Source organism: Arenibacterium sp. CAU 1754 (assembly GCF_054482635.1).
This window is the reverse complement of sequence record NZ_JBTLRG010000003.1, coordinates 352,435-372,193: the sequence shown is the minus strand read 5'-3', so window position 1 is coordinate 372,193 and position 19,759 is coordinate 352,435. Positions and strand designations below refer to the sequence as shown.

Annotated in this window: 18 protein-coding genes, 1 tRNA gene and 2 riboswitches; of the genes, 9 read left to right on the top strand and 10 right to left on the bottom strand. The window is 60.8% G+C overall.

All coding sequences use genetic code 11. The features are described 5' to 3' along the window. Both ACXYMO_RS14505 and ACXYMO_RS14500 read left to right on the top strand, forming a co-directional pair. On the top strand, window positions 1-1,661 hold a 1,661-nt coding region (locus tag ACXYMO_RS14505), incomplete at its 5' end, for an Ig-like domain-containing protein (protein WP_458879435.1). After that, entirely contained in the window at window positions 1,658-3,211 is a 1,554-nt protein-coding gene (locus ACXYMO_RS14500) for a TolC family protein (RefSeq protein ID WP_458879434.1), read from the top strand. The genes ACXYMO_RS14505 and ACXYMO_RS14500, both read left to right, overlap by 4 nt. Before the next feature lie 513 nt (window positions 3,212-3,724). On the opposite strand, the gene ACXYMO_RS14495 is transcribed toward ACXYMO_RS14500, so the two are convergent. Beyond that, window positions 3,725-3,800, bottom strand: a tRNA-Lys gene (locus ACXYMO_RS14495). A gap of 219 nt (window positions 3,801-4,019) precedes the next feature. Between ACXYMO_RS14495 and dapF the strand changes: the two genes are divergently transcribed. Beyond that, the gene (dapF, locus tag ACXYMO_RS14490) at window positions 4,020-4,853 is read left to right on the top strand and encodes a diaminopimelate epimerase (RefSeq protein WP_458879433.1); all 834 of its coding nucleotides are present in this window, start codon (window positions 4,020-4,022) and stop codon (window positions 4,851-4,853) included. Beyond that, on the top strand, window positions 4,850-6,100 hold the full coding sequence (mtaB, locus tag ACXYMO_RS14485; protein WP_458879432.1) for a tRNA (N(6)-L-threonylcarbamoyladenosine(37)-C(2))-methylthiotransferase MtaB: 1,251 nt from the start codon (window positions 4,850-4,852) through the stop codon (window positions 6,098-6,100). The genes dapF and mtaB overlap by 4 nt, the downstream gene beginning before the upstream one ends. A 72-nt stretch (window positions 6,101-6,172) precedes the next feature. On the opposite strand, the gene ACXYMO_RS14480 is transcribed toward mtaB, so the two are convergent. The 5 genes from ACXYMO_RS14480 to ACXYMO_RS14460 all read right to left on the bottom strand — a co-directional run bounded on the left by ACXYMO_RS14480 (window position 6,173) and on the right by ACXYMO_RS14460 (window position 10,399). After that, window positions 6,173-6,967, bottom strand: coding sequence for a cytochrome c1 (locus ACXYMO_RS14480; protein ID WP_458879431.1), 795 nt, complete (start codon window positions 6,965-6,967; stop codon window positions 6,173-6,175). Between the two features lie 17 nt (window positions 6,968-6,984). Next, on the bottom strand, window positions 6,985-8,328 hold the full coding sequence (petB, locus tag ACXYMO_RS14475; RefSeq protein ID WP_458879430.1) for a cytochrome b: 1,344 nt from the start codon (window positions 8,326-8,328) through the stop codon (window positions 6,985-6,987). An 11-nt stretch (window positions 8,329-8,339) separates the two neighbouring features. Continuing rightward, on the bottom strand, window positions 8,340-8,903 hold the full coding sequence (gene petA / locus ACXYMO_RS14470; RefSeq protein WP_458879429.1) for a ubiquinol-cytochrome c reductase iron-sulfur subunit: 564 nt from the start codon (window positions 8,901-8,903) through the stop codon (window positions 8,340-8,342). 207 nt (window positions 8,904-9,110) lie between these two features. After that, window positions 9,111-9,725 carry a glutathione S-transferase gene (locus tag ACXYMO_RS14465; protein WP_458879428.1) on the bottom strand — a complete coding sequence of 205 codons (615 nt, stop codon included), beginning with the start codon at window positions 9,723-9,725 and terminating at the stop codon, window positions 9,111-9,113. 59 nt (window positions 9,726-9,784) lie between these two features. Continuing rightward, window positions 9,785-10,399, bottom strand: a complete 615-nt coding sequence (locus ACXYMO_RS14460) for an FMN-binding negative transcriptional regulator (protein ID WP_458879427.1) — start codon at window positions 10,397-10,399, stop codon at window positions 9,785-9,787. Between the two features lie 58 nt (window positions 10,400-10,457). Continuing rightward, window positions 10,458-10,606: riboswitch (FMN riboswitch) on the top strand. A gap of 77 nt (window positions 10,607-10,683) precedes the next feature. Between ACXYMO_RS14460 and ACXYMO_RS14455 the strand changes: the two genes are divergently transcribed. Then, window positions 10,684-11,118 carry a 6,7-dimethyl-8-ribityllumazine synthase gene (locus ACXYMO_RS14455; protein ID WP_458879426.1) on the top strand — a complete coding sequence of 145 codons (435 nt, stop codon included), beginning with the start codon at window positions 10,684-10,686 and terminating at the stop codon, window positions 11,116-11,118. Here the strand turns inward: ACXYMO_RS14455 and ACXYMO_RS14450 are convergent. The 3 genes from ACXYMO_RS14450 to thiB are packed head-to-tail and all read right to left on the bottom strand — an operon-like array spanning window position 11,115 to window position 14,303. Beyond that, a complete protein-coding gene (locus ACXYMO_RS14450) occupies window positions 11,115-11,807 on the bottom strand; it encodes a thiamine ABC transporter ATP-binding protein (protein ID WP_458879425.1) in 693 nt (230 codons plus the stop codon). The genes ACXYMO_RS14455 and ACXYMO_RS14450 overlap by 4 nt on opposite strands. Further along, window positions 11,794-13,350, bottom strand: a complete 1,557-nt coding sequence (locus tag ACXYMO_RS14445; RefSeq protein ID WP_458879424.1) for a thiamine/thiamine pyrophosphate ABC transporter permease ThiP — start codon at window positions 13,348-13,350, stop codon at window positions 11,794-11,796. The genes ACXYMO_RS14450 and ACXYMO_RS14445 overlap by 14 nt, the downstream gene beginning before the upstream one ends. Further along, window positions 13,326-14,303: a thiamine ABC transporter substrate binding subunit gene (gene thiB / locus ACXYMO_RS14440; protein ID WP_458879423.1), complete on the bottom strand. Its 978-nt coding sequence runs from the start codon at window positions 14,301-14,303 to the stop codon at window positions 13,326-13,328. Before thiB ends, ACXYMO_RS14445 begins: the two co-directional genes overlap by 25 nt. A gap of 35 nt (window positions 14,304-14,338) precedes the next feature. Continuing rightward, a riboswitch (TPP riboswitch) is annotated at window positions 14,339-14,439 on the bottom strand. 90 nt (window positions 14,440-14,529) lie between these two features. Between thiB and aroC the strand changes: the two genes are divergently transcribed. From aroC to cobO, 4 genes are all read left to right on the top strand, one after another. Next, window positions 14,530-15,633 carry a chorismate synthase gene (gene aroC, locus ACXYMO_RS14435; protein ID WP_458879422.1) on the top strand — a complete coding sequence of 368 codons (1,104 nt, stop codon included), beginning with the start codon at window positions 14,530-14,532 and terminating at the stop codon, window positions 15,631-15,633. Window positions 15,634-15,636: 3 nt separating this feature from the next. Beyond that, entirely contained in the window at window positions 15,637-16,581 is a 945-nt protein-coding gene (locus tag ACXYMO_RS14430; RefSeq protein ID WP_458879421.1) for an AEC family transporter, read from the top strand. 166 nt (window positions 16,582-16,747) lie between these two features. Continuing rightward, entirely contained in the window at window positions 16,748-17,686 is a 939-nt protein-coding gene (locus ACXYMO_RS14425) for a DMT family transporter (RefSeq protein WP_458879420.1), read from the top strand. A 56-nt stretch (window positions 17,687-17,742) separates the two neighbouring features. Further along, complete coding sequence (gene cobO / locus ACXYMO_RS14420) at window positions 17,743-18,342, top strand: cob(I)yrinic acid a,c-diamide adenosyltransferase (RefSeq protein WP_458879419.1); 600 nt, start codon at window positions 17,743-17,745, stop codon at window positions 18,340-18,342. A gap of 21 nt (window positions 18,343-18,363) precedes the next feature. Here cobO and ACXYMO_RS14415 read toward each other — a convergent pair whose 3' ends face one another. Then, the gene (locus ACXYMO_RS14415) at window positions 18,364-19,755 is read right to left on the bottom strand and encodes a citrate lyase subunit alpha (protein WP_458879418.1); all 1,392 of its coding nucleotides are present in this window, start codon (window positions 19,753-19,755) and stop codon (window positions 18,364-18,366) included. Between the last annotated feature and the right edge of the window lie 4 nt (window positions 19,756-19,759).

Sequence of the window (19,759 nt, the reverse complement as noted above, 5' to 3'; positions counted from 1 at the left end):
TCACCTTCACCCCGGCGCCCGATTACGACGGCGCGGTGCCGCAGATCAGCTATACGCTCAGCGATGGCGCGGGCGGCACGGACACGGCAACGCTGGACATCACCCTGACGCCGGTGAACGACGCGCCGGTGGGCGTGGATGACGTGATCCCGGTGACCGAGGATACCACTGCGGGTCCGGTGAACGTTCTGGGCAATGACCTGGATGTGGAAGGCGATCCGCTGACCATCGCGACGGCCGAGATCGATGTGGATGGCGACGGCATTGCCGATCCGCTGACCCTGGGCGCGGCGACGCCGATCACGGATGCGGCGGGCAACCCGATCGGGACGCTCACGGTGGCGGCCAGTGGCGATGTGACCTTTGATCCGGCGCCCGACTATATCGGCCCGGTGCCGGACCTGACCTATGTGCCCAATGACGGCACCGAGGATGGCAGCCCGGCGACGGTGAGCTTTGGCCCGATCGTGCCGGTGAACGACGCGCCGGTGGCGACGGATGATGCGGTCGTGACGGATGAGGATGTGCCGGTGAGCGGCAACCTGATCACCGATGACCTGGGTGGCGGTATCGACAGCGATGTCGATGGCGATCCGCTGGGGATCAGCGCGGCCGAGGTGGATGTGGATGGCGACGGCATTGCCGATGCGCTGACCCTGGGCACGGCGACGCCGCTGGTGACCGCGGCGGGCGATCCGATCGGTGATCTGACGGTGAACGGCGATGGCAGCTTCACCTTCACCCCGGCGCCCGATTACGACGGCGCGGTGCCGCAGATCAGCTATACGCTCAGCGATGGCGCGGGCGGCACGGACACGGCAACGCTGGACATCACCCTGACGCCGGTGAACGACGTCTCGCCGTCAAATTCGCTTCCGGAGGTGGAACCGCTTCCTGCAGATGAGGAGCCCGAAGAAACGACCATTATCGTGGATCATATCCTGGATGAGGTTGCGGGCACGCAGAATGATCTCTTTGGAACGCCGCCACTGTTGTCTGGCATGAACACGAACCTTGAGGCGCCACATCCGATTTTGTTAGCTGTTAATGCCATTCAGAACCTCGGCGGGACAGAGCCGCTGCCAATTGAAGGCGTGGACGGATTTTCGAGCCTGAAGGCGGATACCCCGATTTCTTCGGCAGTGCGGGGAATTGGTTTTGAGCCGTTGTTGGACGACGTGACCCTGTTCGATCGGGACTTTCCAAACGCCAGAAATCTTGGCTTGTTCGAAGGCCAAGTCCCGGAAATTGGAGTGATTGTCACGGCACGCGGCGACGCCATTCAGATAAACGGCGGGGTCGTCGATGGTGTGGTAACTCTGAAGGTTTCGGCGACGGATACAGCTCGTAGCCCAGTCGCGATTGATGCCATCGAATTCAACGGAACAGGTCAGGTGAACACCATGACCCTGGAAGATGGGAGCATTCTCATCACAGCGGAAAGCTGGTCTTCTTTCGATAGGCTGGAAATTGCACTTGGAAATGGCAATTCAAGCGAGATATCGGTAGATGCAGATATGGATGGCCAAGGCGAAATTGGCTTTCTGAAAGTAGCGGAAGTAGCGGAAAATACATTCTCTTCTCAAACTGATCGTTTGACGCATTCCGGTGAATTTGAAAGTGCGAAACTCATGCAGGCGTTGACAAGAGGGGCAGTATGAAAACTAGTTTTTCGGTAAAATCCGGGGAAGCGCGGCGCATGTTCGCGGGTCCCAAAGTGGCTGGGCGATCAATCGGGGCCGGTGTGACGGGAGTTGTACTACTGGCACTGGCTGGTTGTACGGTGACTCCGAAACCGTTCACCAAAGCGGAACTTGAAACTTTTGCGGCAGATAAGGAACGCCGGGCGGTTGCGGCCACACAAACACCGGTCACGCAAAGCATCGATCTTTATTCGGCTATGGCGCGAGCCCTGAAATATAATCTGGACCACAGGGTTGAGATTTCCGAGCTGGCGTTGCGATATTCCGAATTTCGAGAAGCGGAATTCGACATGTTGCCGGAATTGGTTGCCCGCGTTGATTGGTCAGATCGGTCAAATGACCCGTTTTCGCGGTCCATTGATGAAAACGGTGTGGTGGATCCGGTCGCCTCGACATCAGCCGACCCCGGCAGTGATTCCGGAAGTCTCGAGTTGAGCTGGGATATCCTTGATTTCGGTCTTTCCTATTACCGAGCCAAACAGGCAGGCGACCGTTATCTGATTGCGGAAGAACAGCGTCGTTCGACGATCAACCGGATCATCGAAGATGTACGCACAGCCTATTGGCGTGCGGTTGCGGCCGAGCGTTTGCTCGGACAGGTCGGCGAACTGGAGGGACGCGCCCAGAGGGCTCTGAACGTCGCGCGTCGACAGGTAAATAATGGAGAAGGCGACCGCCTTGAGGCGTTGCGGTATCAGCGTGAAATGCTGGAAACCGTGCAAACAGCCCAAGCGCTGCGTCGCGATCTATTTGTCGCCAAAAATCAGTTGGCTGCATTGATGAACCTCCCGCAAAATCAAAAGTTTTCCGTGGTCATCCCGTCGCGATATAATCTTAAAACTCCCATCACGGCACTGTCGTCCCAGAAAATGACAGAGATGGCGATGCGCAATCGACCCGAAGTGCGGGAAGTCGCATATCGTTTGCGGATCAACGAAGAGGAAGAGCGCACTGCCGTTCTTGATCTTCTTCCTTCGATCCGGGGATATCTCGGTCTGAACTATGACACCAACGACTATCTGGTAAACGAAAACTGGAGTGGGTGGGGCGCGCGCGTCTCGTGGGACTTGATGAATTTGGCTCGTCTTCCGCGTCGCAAGGCCGCCATTGGCGGACAAAAGGACTTGCTGGATGCTCGCGCACTTGCTTTGACGCAGGCGATCGCCACTCAAGTCTATGTCGCGAACAAAAGGTTCCACAGCCTGCAGCATGAAATGAACACAGCGCGGCAGCACTATAACGTGTCTAATCAGATTTTCGTGCAGTCCCGGAACGAATTCCAATCCGGGACCGGTTCCCAACGGGAATACGTGCGGGAGAACCTGAAGGCTATTCTTGCGTCGCTGAAATACGACGCGACATATGCGGAATTGCAGGGTGCTTTTGCCAATGTATATGCAGCGGTGGGCCTTGACGCCTATGACGGCAAGATGACCGGCAATGAATCAGTCGACGACTTGGCCAAATCGTTGCGTGCGATGTGGAGCAATCGAGGCGACAAGGGTTAAACAAAACCTTTTCGAGCGGCGTCCTTGAAGGGTGTGGCACCTCTGACCATGAAACAACAAAGGCCTCCCGGCCGTGGGGGGCCTTTTCTATTGAAACTATAGATCCAGCTCTGACGACGGACGACGCCCCATCGCGAAAAGTGTGTAGACCAAGGCGGCTACCAAAAGCCCCTGATTTTGTGAAGCATGATATTAAAGGCGCACGACCAAGAACCAATTGCGTATCGGTAGACATAGGATCGTCCGCTGATTTCCCAAGCGGTTTTTACCTAAAGGCTGCCTCCAATCGAGGACGGGCAAAGGCATTCGGAGCCGACCTTGAGAGGGCCCTGCATCCGCTTTTCAACAGAGGTTACCCGACGCCAATCGCCGCTAGAAAGCGTGTCGAGCAAGCTCTTTCGGTGATTTCGCTGCGAATGTCATGAACGGCTGCTGTTGAACAGCTCAGCCAAAAAAGGAAAGAAACCTGTCGTAAAGGAACGATCAGGTGTCACTTGTCATCCTTGATTTAAGTGGTGAGCCGTGCAGGATTCGAACCTGCGACCCACTGATTAAAAGTCAGTTGCTCTACCAACTGAGCTAACGGCCCACTTAACTTTGGAACGACGTATCGTTCCTGTGCCGCTCTCTAAGCCAATTGCTCCGGTGGGATCAACCACTTAAATCGCGATCGGACGCGCGAAATGCAGATTTCGGCGATGTCGTCCGGCGGCCTACCTAGAAAAGGATGCTGTGCGGGTCAAGCCCGAAACAGATGTTTCGTAGCGACAGGGTGGATTCGTGTCCTTTGCGGCGCTATATGCGCGCAATGAACACCTATCGCGATACCGGATTGCCTTTCATGAAGATGCACGGGCTGGGCAACGACTTTGTCGTTGTCGATGCGCGTGCGCAGTCCTTTGCAATCACCCCGGCCCTGGCCGAAAGAATTGGTCATCGGCATTTTGGCGTGGGGTTCGACCAACTGGCCGTGATCGAAACGGGCACCGGCGACGCGCATCTGACGTTTTACAATTCGGATGGCAGCACTTCGGCCGCCTGTGGCAACGCCACCCGCTGCATCGCGCGGTTCCTGATGGACGAAACCGGAAAATCCGAACTGATTCTGACCACGGATCGCGGCACCCTGATGGCCCGCGATGCGGGTAATGGGCTGACTTCGGTCAACATGGGCGACCCGCAACTTGAGTGGTCGGAAATCCCGCTCTCCGAAGAAATGGACACACTGGAATTGCCGATCGAGGGCGGCCCGACCGCCACCGGTATGGGCAACCCGCATTGCACATTCTTTGTCGAAGACGCCGAAGCCGTGCCGCTGGAAACATTCGGCGCCCGGTATGAGCATCACCCCCTGTTCCCCGAACGCACCAATGTCCAGGTTGCCCAGATCATCGGTCCCGATCACATCCGCATGCGCGTGTGGGAGCGGGGCGTGGGCGCCACGCTGGCCTCCGGCTCGTCCTCGTGTGCCGTGGCGGTTGCAGCCGCGCGCAGGGGGCTGACAGGCCGCTCTGTGCGCATTGATCTGGATGGTGGGACGCTGAACATCGATTGGCGCGATGACGGGGTCTGGATGACCGGCCCGACGGCCCATGTGTTCGACGGCGTCCTGACAACGGAATTCCTGGACAGCCGGGGATGAGCGCGCCCAAATTCACCACCCTCGGGTGCCGCCTGAACGCCTATGAAACCGAGGCGATGAAGGAACTGGCCGCCAAGGCCGGGCTGAGCGACGCGGTGATCGTAAACACCTGTGCCGTCACCGCCGAGGCCGTGCGCAAGGCGCGACAGGAAATCCGCAAGCTGCGCCGCGAAAACCCTGAGGCCAAGGTGATCGTGACCGGCTGTGCGGCCCAGACCGAACCGCAGACATTCGCCGCGATGGACGAGGTGGATGCCGTCATCGGTAATACCGAAAAGATGCAGGGGAAAACCTGGGCTGGCCTCGCCGGTGATTTCGGGACCGAACCGGTGCAGGTCGATGACATCATGTCGGTTACCGAAACCGCGGGCCATCTGATTGACGGCTTTGGCACCCGCAGCCGCGCCTATGTGCAGGTTCAGAACGGGTGTGATCACCGCTGCACCTTTTGCATCATCCCCTACGGCCGGGGCAATTCGCGCAGCGTTCCGGCGGGCGTCGTGGTGGACCAGATCAAACGGCTGGTCGACCGGGGCTATAACGAGGTCGTTCTGACCGGCGTGGACCTGACCAGTTGGGGCGCGGATCTGCCCGCTGCGCCGAAACTGGGCGATCTGGTGATGCGCATCCTAAGGCTGGTGCCCGATCTTCCGCGCCTGCGGATATCCTCGATCGACAGTATCGAGGTCGACGAAAACCTGATGCAGGCCATCGCGACCGAACCGCGCCTGATGCCGCATCTGCATCTGTCCCTGCAACATGGCGATGACCTGATCCTGAAACGGATGAAGCGCCGCCATTTGCGCGATGATGCCATCCGGTTCGCGCAAGAGGCCCGTCAACTGCGCCCCGACATGACCTTCGGGGCCGACATCATCGCCGGCTTTCCGACCGAAACCGAGGCGCATTTCGAAAACTCCCTGCGTCTGGTCGAGGATTGCGACCTGACCTGGCTGCATGTGTTCCCCTATTCCAAACGCGACGGCACACCAGCGGCGAAGATCCCCAATCAGGTGAATGGAAACGTGATCAAGGACCGCGCCGCCCGGTTGCGCGCAGCCGGGGACGCCCAGGTGCAAAAGCATCTTGCCGCGCAGGTCGGGCAATCGCACCGCGTCCTGATGGAAAACCCCCATATGGGCCGGACCGAGCAGTTTACCGAGGTCGCATTTGCCACCGCACAGCCAGAAGGACAGATCGTGCAGGCCATGATCAAAGGCGTTTCAGGAACCCAGCTGACCGCCTGACATCTGCCGTCCTGACAAACAAAAAACCCCGCAGCCGAAACTGCGGGGTTTTTATTCGAACCGATCGAAAGGTCAGCTGAATTTCTTGCCCTTGTGCGGGGCCCAGATTTTCTTGTTCGTCAGGTACAGCAGGACCGACAGCAGGGTCAGCAGCAATACACCAACGAAACCGGCCTGCTTGCGGGCCATCATCTTGGGCTCGGCGGTCCACATCAGGAAGGCAGAAACATCCTGCGCCGTGTGATGCAGATCGTTCGAGTGTCCGTCGATGAATTCAACCTGTTCATCAGCCAGCGGCGGCGCCATCGAAATCCAGCCGCCCGGGAAGGCGGTGTTTTCATAAAGGATCGTACCCGCTTCTTCTTTTTCCTCACCGGTATAACCGGTCAGCAGCGATGCGATATATTCCGCGCCGCCCATGCCTTTGAACATCTGGTTGATGCCCAGACCATAAGGGCCGTGGAACCCGGCACGGGCCTTGGCCATCAGGCTCAGGTCCGGTGCACCCGCAGCTGTGTTTTCCGGGAAATGGTCGACCGGTTTCGCGGGGCGGAAATCGTCCAGCTCGGGATCGAACACTTCAAAGTTGTCGGCGGCATAGGCACGAACCTGATCCGCCGGGAGTTGCGGACCGCCTTCGTCGGCCAGCGTGCGGATCGGCACCTGCTTCAGACCGTGGCAGGCTGCGCAAACCTCGGTATAGATTTGCAGACCGCGCTGCAGCTGGTTCTGATCATAGGCACCGAACGGCCCCTCGAACGAGAAAGCGAAGTCTTCGATGTGCTGTTCGCCGCCGCCTGCCGCCAGAGCGGCAACAGGGCCAAGAGCCAGGGCAACGACACCGCTGATTGCGAGTTTCTTGAACATGTGTCCCAGTCCTTTTCTTATTCGGCGGGTGTCGCAGCGGATGTATCCTGATCCGCGGCTTTGCCATAATGAGCGTCGAAATCGTCTTCGATGGTGGCAGGTTGCTCCGTCGGCTTTTCGATCACACCCAGCACCGGCAGGATCACCAGGAAGTAGGCGAACCAATAGGCCGACGCGATCAGCGAGAAGCTTGCATAAGGCTCTTCCGCAGGCATGGCACCCAGCCACATCAGCGCGAAGAAATCGACAACCAGCAGAGCGAACCACCATTTGAACATCGGACGATAACGGCCCGAACGTACGCTTGACGTATCCAGCCACGGCACCAGCGCCATGACGGCAATCGCACCGAACATCGCCAGAACACCAAAGAACTTGGCGTCTACGATGCCACCGGTCAGGAAGGATGCGATCTGAACGACCCAAACTTCGCCGGTAAAGGCACGCAGGATCGCGTAGAACGGCAGGAAGTACCATTCAGGAACGATATGTGCGGGCGTCACCAGCGGGTTCGCTTCGATATAGTTGTCCGGATGGCCCAGATAGTTCGGCATGAACCCGACGATGGCCCAGAAGATGGCCATCACGATGGCCAGCGCGAACAGGTCCTTGATCACGAAATAGGGCCAGAACGGCAGGGTGTCTTTCTCGGCCTCGGCCTTGGACCCGCGGCGCACCTCAACCCCGGTGGGGTTGTTGTTGCCGGTGGTGTGGAAGGCCCAGATGTGGACCGCAACCAGCGCGGCAATCACGAAGGGCAGCAGATAATGCAGCGAGAAGAAGCGGTTCAGCGTGGCGTTATCCACCGCAGGCCCGCCTAGCAGCCATGTCTGCAGCGATTCACCCACGAACGGGATCGCACCGAACAGGCCGGTGATCACGGTCGCGCCCCAGAACGACATCTGACCCCAGGGCAGAACATACCCCATAAAGCCGGTTGCCATCATCAGCACGAAGATCAGGATGCCGATGATCCATGTGATCTCACGCGGGGCCTTGTAAGACCCATAGTAGAGGCCGCGGAAGATGTGCGCATAAACCGCCACAAAGAACAGCGACGCACCGTTGGCATGCAGGTACCGCAGCATGTAGCCGCCGTTCACGTTGCGCATGATGTGTTCGACACTGGCGAACGCCATGTCCACATGCGGCGTGTAATGCATCACCAGCACGATGCCGGTAACGATTTGCAGGACCAGACAGAAGGTGAGAACGATCCCCCAGATCCACATCCAGTTCAGGTTCTTGGGTGTGGGGATCATGATGGTGTCATAGAGAAGCCCAACAATCGGCAGGCGGCTGTGCAGCCACTTTTCGCCACCGGATTTTGGTTCGTAATGATCGTGCGGAATACCGGACATTTCTTGTTTCCTTATCCCAGTTGGATCGTTGTTTCGTCGATGAATTCCGCAACCGGAACCGGCAGGTTTTCTGGCGCCGGTCCTTTGCGGATGCGTCCCGACGTATCATAGTGTGACCCGTGGCAGGGGCAGAACCAGCCGTGGAAGTCGCCCGCGCCGTCGCCCAGAGGCACACAGCCCAGGTGCGTGCAAACGCCCATCATCACCAGCCATTCGCCATTTTCGTCCATCGAGCGGTTTTCGTCCGTTGCGGGAACGGCGTTACCCTTGTTCGGGTTGCGGGCCACACCATCGGGCAGTTCGGCCACGTCCACTGCACGGGCCATTTCGATCTCTTCTTCGGTACGGCGGCGAATGAACACCGGCTTGCCCAGGAATTTAACGCTGATCTGCGTGCCGACTTCGACACCGCTGATGTCCACGCGGATCGAAGAGAGGGCCTGAACATCGGCCGATGGGTTCATCTGGTTGACCAGCGGCCAAATGGCGGCCCCTGCTGTCACGGCTCCGGCGCCTGCAGTGGCATAGTAGAGGAAATCTCTCCGGGTGCCTTCGTGGTCTTCTGCGTGGGACACGAGGTTTACTCCAATTCCAGCGCCCGCTCAGGGGCAAACATGCATATTCCCCGCACAAAATGCGGTCTCTCCGACCGGGTATCTAACGGGGTGTTATTGGTTCGTCCAGCGGTCATAGGCGCGCAGGAAGTCGCAGGTGACGCCCAAGGTGTTGAAAATTGCGATTTAGAACATAAGAAGCGCAAGATTTTCCCCGTTTTTCCCCGGTTACATCCCTTCCGGCGGGCGTGTGGCGGCCATGCTGGGGTGCGAATCGAATTTTTCGAACCATGCGGCCAGCGCATCGTTGCCCTTGCGCCATCCCCGGGCATCGTGACGAAAATCGACATAGCCGAGGGCACACCCAACGGCGATCTGCCCCATGTCCAGCGGTCCGGCGAGGTGGCTCATCCACATGCCATCAAGGGCCTCGCAGGCGCGGGCGATCTTGGCCCACTGGCTGTCCACCCAGTCGTCCCAGCGAATGTCCTCGGGGCGCAGACGCGATTCGTAAGTCATAAGGAGTGCCGCATCCAGAATACCATCGGCCAGCGCCTCAAGGGTCAGCGTGTCCCAGCGTTTGCCGCCACCGGGATAAAGGCCACCCTTGCCGCGATCGTCCAGATAGGCGCAAATCACCCGGCTGTCGAAAATCGCCGGCCCGTCTGCGCGTTCCAGCGCGGGCACCTTGGTCAGCGGGTTCTTTCCGATCAGCGGCGCAGCCGGCGCCAGTGGCGTGCCGCCCGCCGTGATCAGTTCGACATCGTCCAACTGATTGGTTTCGTGCAGAACAACCATGACCTTGCGGACATAGGGTGACGTCGGGCTGTAATAGAGCTTCATGATCGCAGGCTCCCCATCTGAAGAATTTTCGCCACGTTAGGAGCCTTAGGGCAAACTGTCTATGCGCCGTGCATCAGGGCGGCCAATATGTCGACCTCGGACCCGATCCCATGCGCCGCGACCTGACCGGCGGCAGCGATGCGCACCGCGTCCGGTTTGTTCTGGCCCAGCTTCCATGTGCCGTCCACACCATTCACCGCCATGCGGCAGGGCACGATCATCCGCATCATCTTGTCCAGAATGTCGGGCTGCATCTTGTCGGTGGCCCAGGGTTTTTTGGGCAAAAGGCGCTGTTCAAAGGCCGCCGATTGCCGGTCCAGCAGCGCCCGCAATTCTTCGGTCGGGCGCAGTTCCAGCAGGCCGGTCAGATGCACAGCCACATAATTCCACGTCGGCACCTGGTCCGGCACCTCGTACCAGTCGGGCGAAATATAGGTATCCGCCCCCGACACGGCGATACGGGCCGCGACCGGAGCCTGCAACGCACGGGCGATCGGATTGGACCGCACCAGATGCAGATCGACGGTCTTGCCGTCCTCGGACACCAGAAACGGAACATGTGAAATCAGCGGGCCATTTTCGGCATTGATGGCAAGCACGCCAAACCCGCGTTCCCGCGCAAAAGCCAGGTTTTCCTGCTCGCTAGCCGTGTGAAACGTCTTGTTGGGGTGCATGTGATGACTCCTCGATCATGTCCCTCTTGCCGAACGGCGCATTCCTTGGCAAGACTGGCCCTGTTCTCAGGGCGGGGCGAAATTCCCCACCGGCGGTAAGCAGGTCCGACCTGCAAGCCCGCGAGCGGCCCCTGCCAATTCGGGGTGTCAGCAGATCTGGTGAGACTCCAGAGCCGACGGTCACAGTCCGGATGAAAGAGGACGGTCAGATCACCGCCAGTCGCGGTGCGTCTGTTCGTGATCGCCTTGGGTGGACGTGTCGTAACCAAGAAGGAGATCACGTGATGACACACACCCGTTTCGCATTCATCAAGGCCAATTGGCATGCCGACATTGTCGATCGCGCCCTTGAGGGGTTTCTTGAACTGATCCCGGCCGAACAGGTCGATGTTTTCGACGTGCCCGGCGCATTCGAAATGCCGCTTCTGGCGCGCGATCTTGCCACGACCGGGCGCTATGGCGCCGTGGCCTGCGCGGCCTTTGTCGTGGATGGCGGCATCTACCGGCATGATTTCGTAGCACAGGCCGTGGTTGACGGGCTGATGCGCGCCGGGATGGACAGCGGCGTGCCGGTCCTGTCCGTCTCGCTCACCCCGCATCAGTACCAGGACACCGGCCACCACAACGCGATCTACCGGGCACATTTCGTTGAAAAGGGTCGCGAGGCCGCGCGCGCTGCGCTTTCGATCGCGAAAACCCGGCTCGGCGTGGCCGCCTAACCCAGGTAGTCGCGCAGGGACGCGGGCGGATTGTCCAGCAATGCGCCTGTGTCCTGCGGGGCAAGGGCCACACCATCGGCCACCAGAATCACCTGCTGCGCGATCCGCCGGGCATCCGACGGGTCGTGACTGACCATCAACAGGGTCGCGCCGGTTTCCTCGGCCAACCCGGCGACAAGGTCCAGCATTTCGGACTTCAATGCCGGGCCCAGCGCGGCAAAGGGTTCGTCCAGCAACATCAGCGGCCGCCCCTGAACCAGAATGCGCGCCAGTGCCGCGCGGCTCTGCTGCCCACCGGACAGGGCGCCGGGCTTGCGCCCGCCCATGCCTTCCAGACCGACGCGAAGAAGCGCCTGCTCTACCGCCTGTTTCTGATCGCCACTCAGTTTCAGATCCGGCCGCAGACCCAGGCCGACATTCTGCGCGACGCTCAGATGCGGAAACAGGTTCCCGTCCTGAAACAGCATCGCCACGGGCCGATCCCCCGGGGCGGCTTGCGTGATGTCCTGCCCCTGCCACTGGATGCGGCCCCCGGTAACGGGCAAAAACCCGGCAATACCGTTTAACAGGGTCGATTTTCCCGATCCCGACGGGCCGATCACGGCCACCCTCTGACCGACGTCAACACTCAGATCCGCGGTCAGGCGAAAACTGCCGTTTTCGATACACACCCGATCAAGCCTCAGCATTCCAGCGTCCTCCCCTGTCTAGGATCCAAAAGGCCGCCAGCGACAGGACCAGCAACAGCAACGCGGCACTTGCCGCACTCTCCATCCGGTAGGCCCCCATCAGGCGATAGACCTGCAATGGCAGTGTGGCGCGCTCGGGGTCCGCGAACAAGGCAATGACGCCCAGATCGCCCATCGACAGGGCGGCGCACAGCCCGGCGGCAAACCCGATCTGTGCGCGCAAGCGGGGGATCAGCACATGGCGCAGGAACGACCAGCCGGCCATGTCGAGCGACAGGCCCAGCTTGCCGTAATCGGCCACCACTTCGCGCGCGGGCGGGATCAGGACCCGCAGCGCAAAGGGCAGCGCCATCAGCGCATTGACACAGGCCGTCACCGGCAGCGCCAGCGCAAAGGGATCGGCAATCGGGTTGATGATCAGGAATAACCCGGTGCCGATCACCAATGGCGATACCGCCATGCCCAGCAACCCGGCCAGTTCCACGCCGCGCGCGGCCCCGCCTGCCACCGCCGCCGCCATTGGCACCGCCAGAAGGACAAGCAGGATGGTGCTGCCTGCTGACACGAAAATAGACACTAAAACGGAAGAATAGACGCTGCCGGGCAAAGACATCAGCCCCGGAACGCCCGCCGCGACAATGGCCGCAAGCGGCAGCAGCAGGAACAACGCGGCCAGGACGATCAGAGCCGCATCAACGGCTTTCAGTCCCGGCGCGTTTGCATCCCATCGCTGCACCGGACGGTCATGCCCTGCGCCAAACCCTTCGCCCCGCGCCGCCCAAAGCGCCATCATCGCAGCAGACAGGGTCAACACAATCTGCACCACCGACAGCAACGCCGCGCGGCCCAGATCAAAATCAAAACGAAACGCCTGATAAATCGCCAGTTCGATCGTCGTGGCGCGGGGCCCACCGCCCAGCGTCAGCGCCACCGCGAAACTGGTGAGACAGATGGCGAAAATAACCGCCAATGCCCCCGGTACAACGCGTAAAATCATCGGTATTTCCAACAGCCGCAACACCTCGCCCGGTCCAAACCCCAGCGAGGCCGCCAGCCTGAACCGTTCGGCCGGAATGTTTTGCCAGCCTTGCAGGATCAGCCGCGTGGCCAGCGGCAGGTTGAAAAACACATGCGCGATGACGACCCCGTGCAAGCCGTAAATCTGAAGCGGCGGAAGATCGAAGACGCCCAGCGCCGCGCTGACCCATCCGTTGCGCCCGAACACCGCCAACAGACCCAGAACCGCAACGATCACCGGCAGGATGAAAGGTGCGCCCAACAGGGTCACCAACAGCCCCCGCCCCGCAAACCGGCGCCGGGCAAAAGCGCGCGCCACAGGCACGGCCAAACAGACACTAATAAGGGCGGAAAGGGTCGCCTGAACAAGGGTGAACCGGATGGCCGACCAATCGGAGCCGGCCAGGCCCAGCCCGGTTTCGGCGCGCAGAAATACAACGGCCAAAGGCGCAAGGATCAGCGCCGCGACAAGAACCGCCGCGCCGATCCCCGGCCATGGGTTTACCGGCTCAGCGCGTCCAGCCATTCGGCCAGCGCCGCATCGCGCATCGCATCGGCAGACTCGGCCGGAACCAACAGCGCCTTGCCGGGCGTTACCAGTGTTTCAAAGCCTTCGGGCAACCCGGCGGCAGGTATCACCGCCGGATACATCCAGTTCGTCGTCGGGATCACCGATTGAAACGCCTCGGAGACCATGAAGGCCAGGAACTTGTCGGCCAGGTCGGGCTGATCGCTGGATGCCAGTTTGCCGGCAACTTCGATCTGCATGTAGTGGCCTTCGTCAAAACCGGCGGCGGCCTTGCTTGCGTCCTCTTCCGCGATCAGGTGATAGGCGGGTGAGGTGGTATAGGACAACACCATGTCCGCCTCGCCCTCAAGAAACAGTCCATATGCCTCGGACCAGCCCTTGGTCACGGTCACGATATTGTCGGCCAGACCGGCCCAGATTTCGGGCGCCTGATCGCCATAGGCCGATTTCACCCACAGCAACAGGCCCAACCCCGGGGTCGAGGACCGGGGATCCTGAATGACGATCTTGAGATCACTATCGGCCAGTGCCCGGAAATTGGCCGGGGCGTCCAGATCAACGTTGTGCACAAAGGCGAAATACCCCCAGTCATAGGGCACAAATGTCGGATCGCTCCAGTCCAGCGGCAGGTCATACTCGGCGCTGACGCCATGATCGGCGAACAATCCGGTTTCTTTGGCCGCCGCAATCAGTCCAGTGTCCAGCCCCAGAACCACGTCCGCGTCCGTGCGCGCGCCCTCCAGTTTGAGCCGCGCCAAGAGCGCCGCGCCGTCGCCCGCGCCCACCAGTTTCAGATCGCAACCACAGGTTTCCTCGAACGCCGCTTCGATCACCGGGCCGGGGCCCCAGTCCGAAACAAAGCTGTCATAGGTATAAACGGTCAGTTCCGATGTCTCGGCCATTGCGGCTGTCGCACTCAGAATTCCCGCTGCAAACGTCAGATACTTCATGGCATCCTCCTTATTGCGGCGAAAAGGCAAGGGTGGAGTGATGTCCATACCTTCCCTCCGCCAGTGTTAACTGGTTCAGGTTCAACGGGTCTGCACAGGTGCATCTCAGCCAGGATTGGCCCCCCGAGGTGTCACCACATCTAGGACCCTGCCCACCCAGACGCAAGGCGAAACCCCTTGAGGCAAAGGCGCGCCGCCGGTACAGACGCCAGCAAAGGAGAAACCCATGTCGATCAACAGCTTTGGCCACCTGTTCCGCGTCACCACCTGGGGCGAAAGCCACGGACCCGCCCTGGGCGCGACCGTAGACGGATGCCCGCCGGGCGTTCCGATTGACGAGGCGATGATCCAACAGTGGCTGGACCGTCGCAAACCGGGGCAATCCAAATACACCACCCAGCGGCGCGAACCCGATCAGGTGCGTATCCTGTCGGGCGTGTTCGACGGCCAGACCACAGGCACCCCGGTGCAGCTGATGATCGAAAACACCGATCAACGGTCGAAAGACTATTCCGACATCATGGAGAAATTCCGCCCGGGTCATGCCGATATCACCTATTGGCAGAAATACGGTATCCGCGATTATCGCGGTGGCGGCCGGTCCTCGGCCCGCGAAACCGCATCGCGCGTGGCCGCCGGTGGTCTTGCCCGCGAGGCGATCAAGGCCTTGGTGCCGGGCGTCGAAATCACCGGCTACATGACCCAGATCGGCCCGCACAAGATTGATCGCGACAACTTTGACTGGGACGAAATCGAACGGAACCCGTTCTGGGTGCCCGATGCCACAGCCGCCGAAAACTGGGCCGCCTATCTGGACGGTCTGCGCAAATCCGGAAACTCGGTCGGGGCCGTGGTCGAGGTGGTGGCGCGCAATGTGCCCCCCGGCCTGGGCGCGCCGGTTTATGGCAAGTTAGACACTGATATCGCCGCCGCCATGATGAGCATCAATGCCGTCAAAGGCGTCGAAATTGGCGAAGGCATGGGCGCCGCCGAACTGACCGGCGAGGATAACGCAGACGAAATTTTCATGGGGAACGATGGCAAGCCCGTCTATTCCTCCAACCATGCGGGCGGCATTCTAGGCGGTATTTCCACCGGTCAGGATGTCGTGGTGCGCTTCGCGGTGAAACCGACCTCTTCGATCCTGAAACCGCGCCAGACCATCACCAAATCGGGCCAGGCGGCGGAAATCATCACCAAGGGCCGGCACGACCCCTGCGTCGGCATCCGCGCGGTTCCCGTGGGCGAGGCGATGATGGCCTGTGTCATTCTGGATCACCTGCTGCTGCATCGCGGACAGATCGGCGAAAACCGGGGCAAAATCGGCTGATCCGTGGCCCTGATCCTTGGTATCACTTTCCCGATCTATGCGGCCATCGCCATCGGGTATCTGGCGGTCCGTTTCCGTTGGTTTCAGGCGACCGACATGGCCGTCCTGGGAAAATACGTTCTCAACGTCGCGCTGCCTGCCCTGATCTTCAACGCAGTGGCCACGCGCGATCTGGGTGACATCTTTCACCCCGGCTATGTTTCCGTCTTTCTGATTGGCGGTCTTCTGACCATCCTTGTCTCCTTTGTCTGGTTTAACTTTACCGCCCCGGATCCGGGCCGCCGCGCGGTTGCCGTTATGGGGTCGTCCTGCCCCAACTCCGGTTTCATCGGCTTTCCACTCATGCTTTTGGTGTTTCCCGATCTGGCCGGGCTGATCCTTGCCATCAACATGATGGTCGAAAACATGGTCCTGATCCCCATTTGCCTGATCCTGATGGATCTGGCCCGGCCCCGCGAACAGGACAGCATTGCCAGCGTGCTAAGCACCATGTTTCTGGACCTGTTCAAACGCCCCATGATCATCGGTCTGGTTCTGGGTCTGATCGTTTCTGCCATCGGGCTGACCCTGCCCGGCGCCCTTGAGCGGCTGTTGCAGATGCTGGCGGCGTCGGCCTCGGCGCTTGCGCTTGTGGTGATTGGCGGATCGCTGGCGAGTCTGCCGCTGAAAGGCAATCGCATCCTTGCTGTCCAAATCGCGATTGGGAAACTGGTCCTGCACCCGGCCCTTGTTGCCATCACGGCCACGGTCCTGATTGCGTCAGGCCTGATCACACTGACCGATGATCTGCGCATTGCCGCGATCCTGTCGGCGGCGATCCCGATGTTCGGTATCTATACCGTGTTCGCGCAGGAACGCGGATTGGGCGGGGCAGCGTCGATCGCGATGCTGACGGCAACGACGGGCGCCTTTGCCACGCTCAGTCTCTTGTTGTTCTGGCTGGCCTGACCCTGGCCGGTGAGCAGATCGCCATTCTGCGCGCGCAATCGGGAGCCGGCAATCTCTGATTAACCATGGGTCGGCTCCGACCGGAGGAGGCACCAAATGCCCTTTGGTATGGGCGGAAATCAAGCCGCCCATTGAACTTTTCCAAATCGCGGCGCAGGGTCGCGCCATGGCCGAAACCCTGTCTTCACACCGTCCGGCGCTTGCCGTTGCGCTGAAACTCAGCGCGGTATGCATCTTTACGATCACCGCCGCGATGATCAAGGCCACGGCCGACGATATCCCCCCGGGTGAGGCGGTTTTCTTTCGCTCCCTCTGCGCCATTCCGGTGATTCTGATCTGGTTGACCGCGCGGGGCCAATTGCGCCACGGTTTGATCCCGCAAAACCTGAAAGGCCACCTGTGGCGGGGGGTCATCGGCACCTCGGCGATGGGGCTGGCATTTGCCGGTCTTGCCTTGCTGCCCCTGCCCGAAGTGACCGCGATCGGCTATGCCACTCCGATTTTCACCCTGATTCTTGCCGCCCTGATGCTGGGCGAGCGAATCCGCGTGGTTCGCCTGTCCGCCGTCGCGCTGGGGCTGGCCGGGGTTCTGATCATGCTCTGGCCGCGGCTGAACTCGGGGCTGGGCGTGCGGGATGCGGCCACACTGGGCGCTATTTTTGTCATCGGGTCGACCATTTGCCGGGCCTTCGTCCAGATCCATATTCGCCAGCTGGTCAAAACCGAACACACCGCCGCCATCGTGTTTTACTTCTCGATCACCGCGACCCTTCTGTCGCTGGTGACCCTGCCTTTTGGGTGGGTCGTCCCGTCGCTGACCAACTTGTTGCTGCTGGCGGGCTGCGGGGTGCTTGGCGGGATCGCGCAAATCCTGGTCACCTCGGCCTATCGGTTCGGTCCGGCGTCGATGCTTGCGCCCTATGACTATTCCTCGATGATCTTTGCCATCGTGATCGGCTATGTCTGGTTCAGCGAATTGCCCACCGCGGTGATGCTGCTGGGGGCGGTTTTGGTCGTGGCCGGGAACACCCTTGTCATCTGGCGCGAACATCAACTGGGGTTGGAGCGCGCCAAGGCGCGGTCCGTCACCGACCCCAAGAGTTGATCTTTACCTTTTTCCACCGCTCGTTAGGGTGGCGCAAATTTCAAGAAGGGCACGCCATGTCGGACGCGGACGATCACAAGCAGAAAATGAAAGAAGTGCAGTCCAAACAGCGGGCCAAGGTCGAAAAGGCGCAGGACCCCGGCCGCGGTCTGGTTCTGGTCCACACCGGCAAGGGCAAGGGCAAATCCTCAAGCGCCTTTGGCGTCGTCGTGCGCGCACTGGGCTGGAAACAGAAGGTTGGCGTGGTCCAGTTCATCAAGGGCAAATGGATCACGGGCGAGCGTCGGTTCTTTGAGGATGTCGGCGGCGTCATCTGGCACACCATGGGCGAAGGATTCACTTGGGATACACAAGACAAGGACCGCGATATCGCCGCCGCCAAGGCCGCCTTCGACAAGGCGCGCGAGATGATGGAAAGCGGCGAAAACGATCTGGTGGTGCTGGACGAAATCAACATCGCCATGCGGTACGAATACCTGAGTGTGGAAGAGGTTCTGGAAGGGCTGAAGGCACGGTCGGACAAGACCAGCGTCATCCTGACCGGGCGCGATGCCAAACCCGAACTGTGCGATTACGCCGATCTGGTCACCGAAATGACCGAGGTGAAACACCCTTTCCAGGCCGGCATCAAGGCCCAGCGCGGCGTGGATTTCTGATAGGGCTTTCGCGAGGCTCGCTCAGGCCTGTGTGATCCGGTCGATCACCGTGCCGTCCGGCGCTTCGCACTCGGCAACAACCTGGCCGCCCTGGCGCGATCTGGGTGCCGGTGCCGCGGTTTTTTCTGCCAAACGGCGCAAGTCCTCGATCGCGACAAGGGGCAAACCGGCGTTTTGCGCATCGCGCGCCAGATCGGGGCGCGACGGATGAATTGCAATGCCCGCCTCGGTTACCACGGCGCCTATGCTGGCGCCGGACGTGGTCAGGCAGGTCAGCTGTTTCACCAGCTTGGGAAAGCCGCCCGCCGTCAGCGGGGTGGTGACAATCGGCAGCGCCGCGCCCAGCGCGGTATCGGCATGTCCGCCCGAACCGCCAATGATCCGGCCATCGCTGGCGCAGGTGACATTGACGTTGAACGCCATATCAACCTCGGCCGCCCCCAGGATCATCACATCCAACTGGCGCGCAATGCTGTCGGGGCGCGCCGGGCTGGCATAAAGTTCGGCCGACATGGCGTGATGATCCGGGTCGCGGGCATAGGAACGCACAGCGGCCAGATCAAAGGCCTGAACATCCCAGATTTGCCTGAATAGACCCTGTTCATGCATGTCGACCAGCGCCCCCGTCACGCCGCCAGCCGCGAAATCGCCGATGATCGAGCGCGCGGCCATCACCGGCCCCAGTGCCTGCGCAACGGCCAGCGATGTGGCCCCCGCCCCGGTCTGAAACCTGAACCCGTCGCGCAACAGGCCGGAGGCATCGATCAACCGCGCCGTCAGCTCTGCAATGGCGCGCCCCGTTTTTGAGGGCGCCCGCCCCGTGGTACCCGACGCGATTTGACCGGCATCGCCGATGCGCGCGATGTGCACGACCTGATCGACCTGATCCGCCGGGATGCAAATGCGCGGCACGGACCCCGTGACATGATCGGTCACCGCAACCACATGCCGGGCATGGGCGGCATCCACCATCCCATACCCGAGCGGCCCACAGGCCTGCGGCCCCACCGCTCCGCTGAGGTTTCCCGCCCCGTCCACCGCCGGGGCTGCAACAAAGGCAGCGTCAATCGGTAACCGGCCATCGGCGATGGCAGCCGCCCGCCCCCCATGGGTTTGCAGCCGCACGGGATGAGGCAAGACGCCACCATGGACCGCATCGGCCAGCGGGCCGGTCATGTAGGAAGTCGTGATCCGCGTCACGACGCCCTTTTCCAGATAGGGAATCAGCGCCGCATGACAGGGAAACAGAGAGGACGGCGCAATATGCAGATCGCGCAGGCCCAGCGCATTGCAAGCGGCCAGCACCTGGCGCATGACGTCATCCCCGTTGCGCAGATGGTGATGAAACGAAAGAACCGCGCCGTGTTTTACACCGGCGCGGTCAATTGCTGTTCTGAGCGTCAGATCAGACACTAAT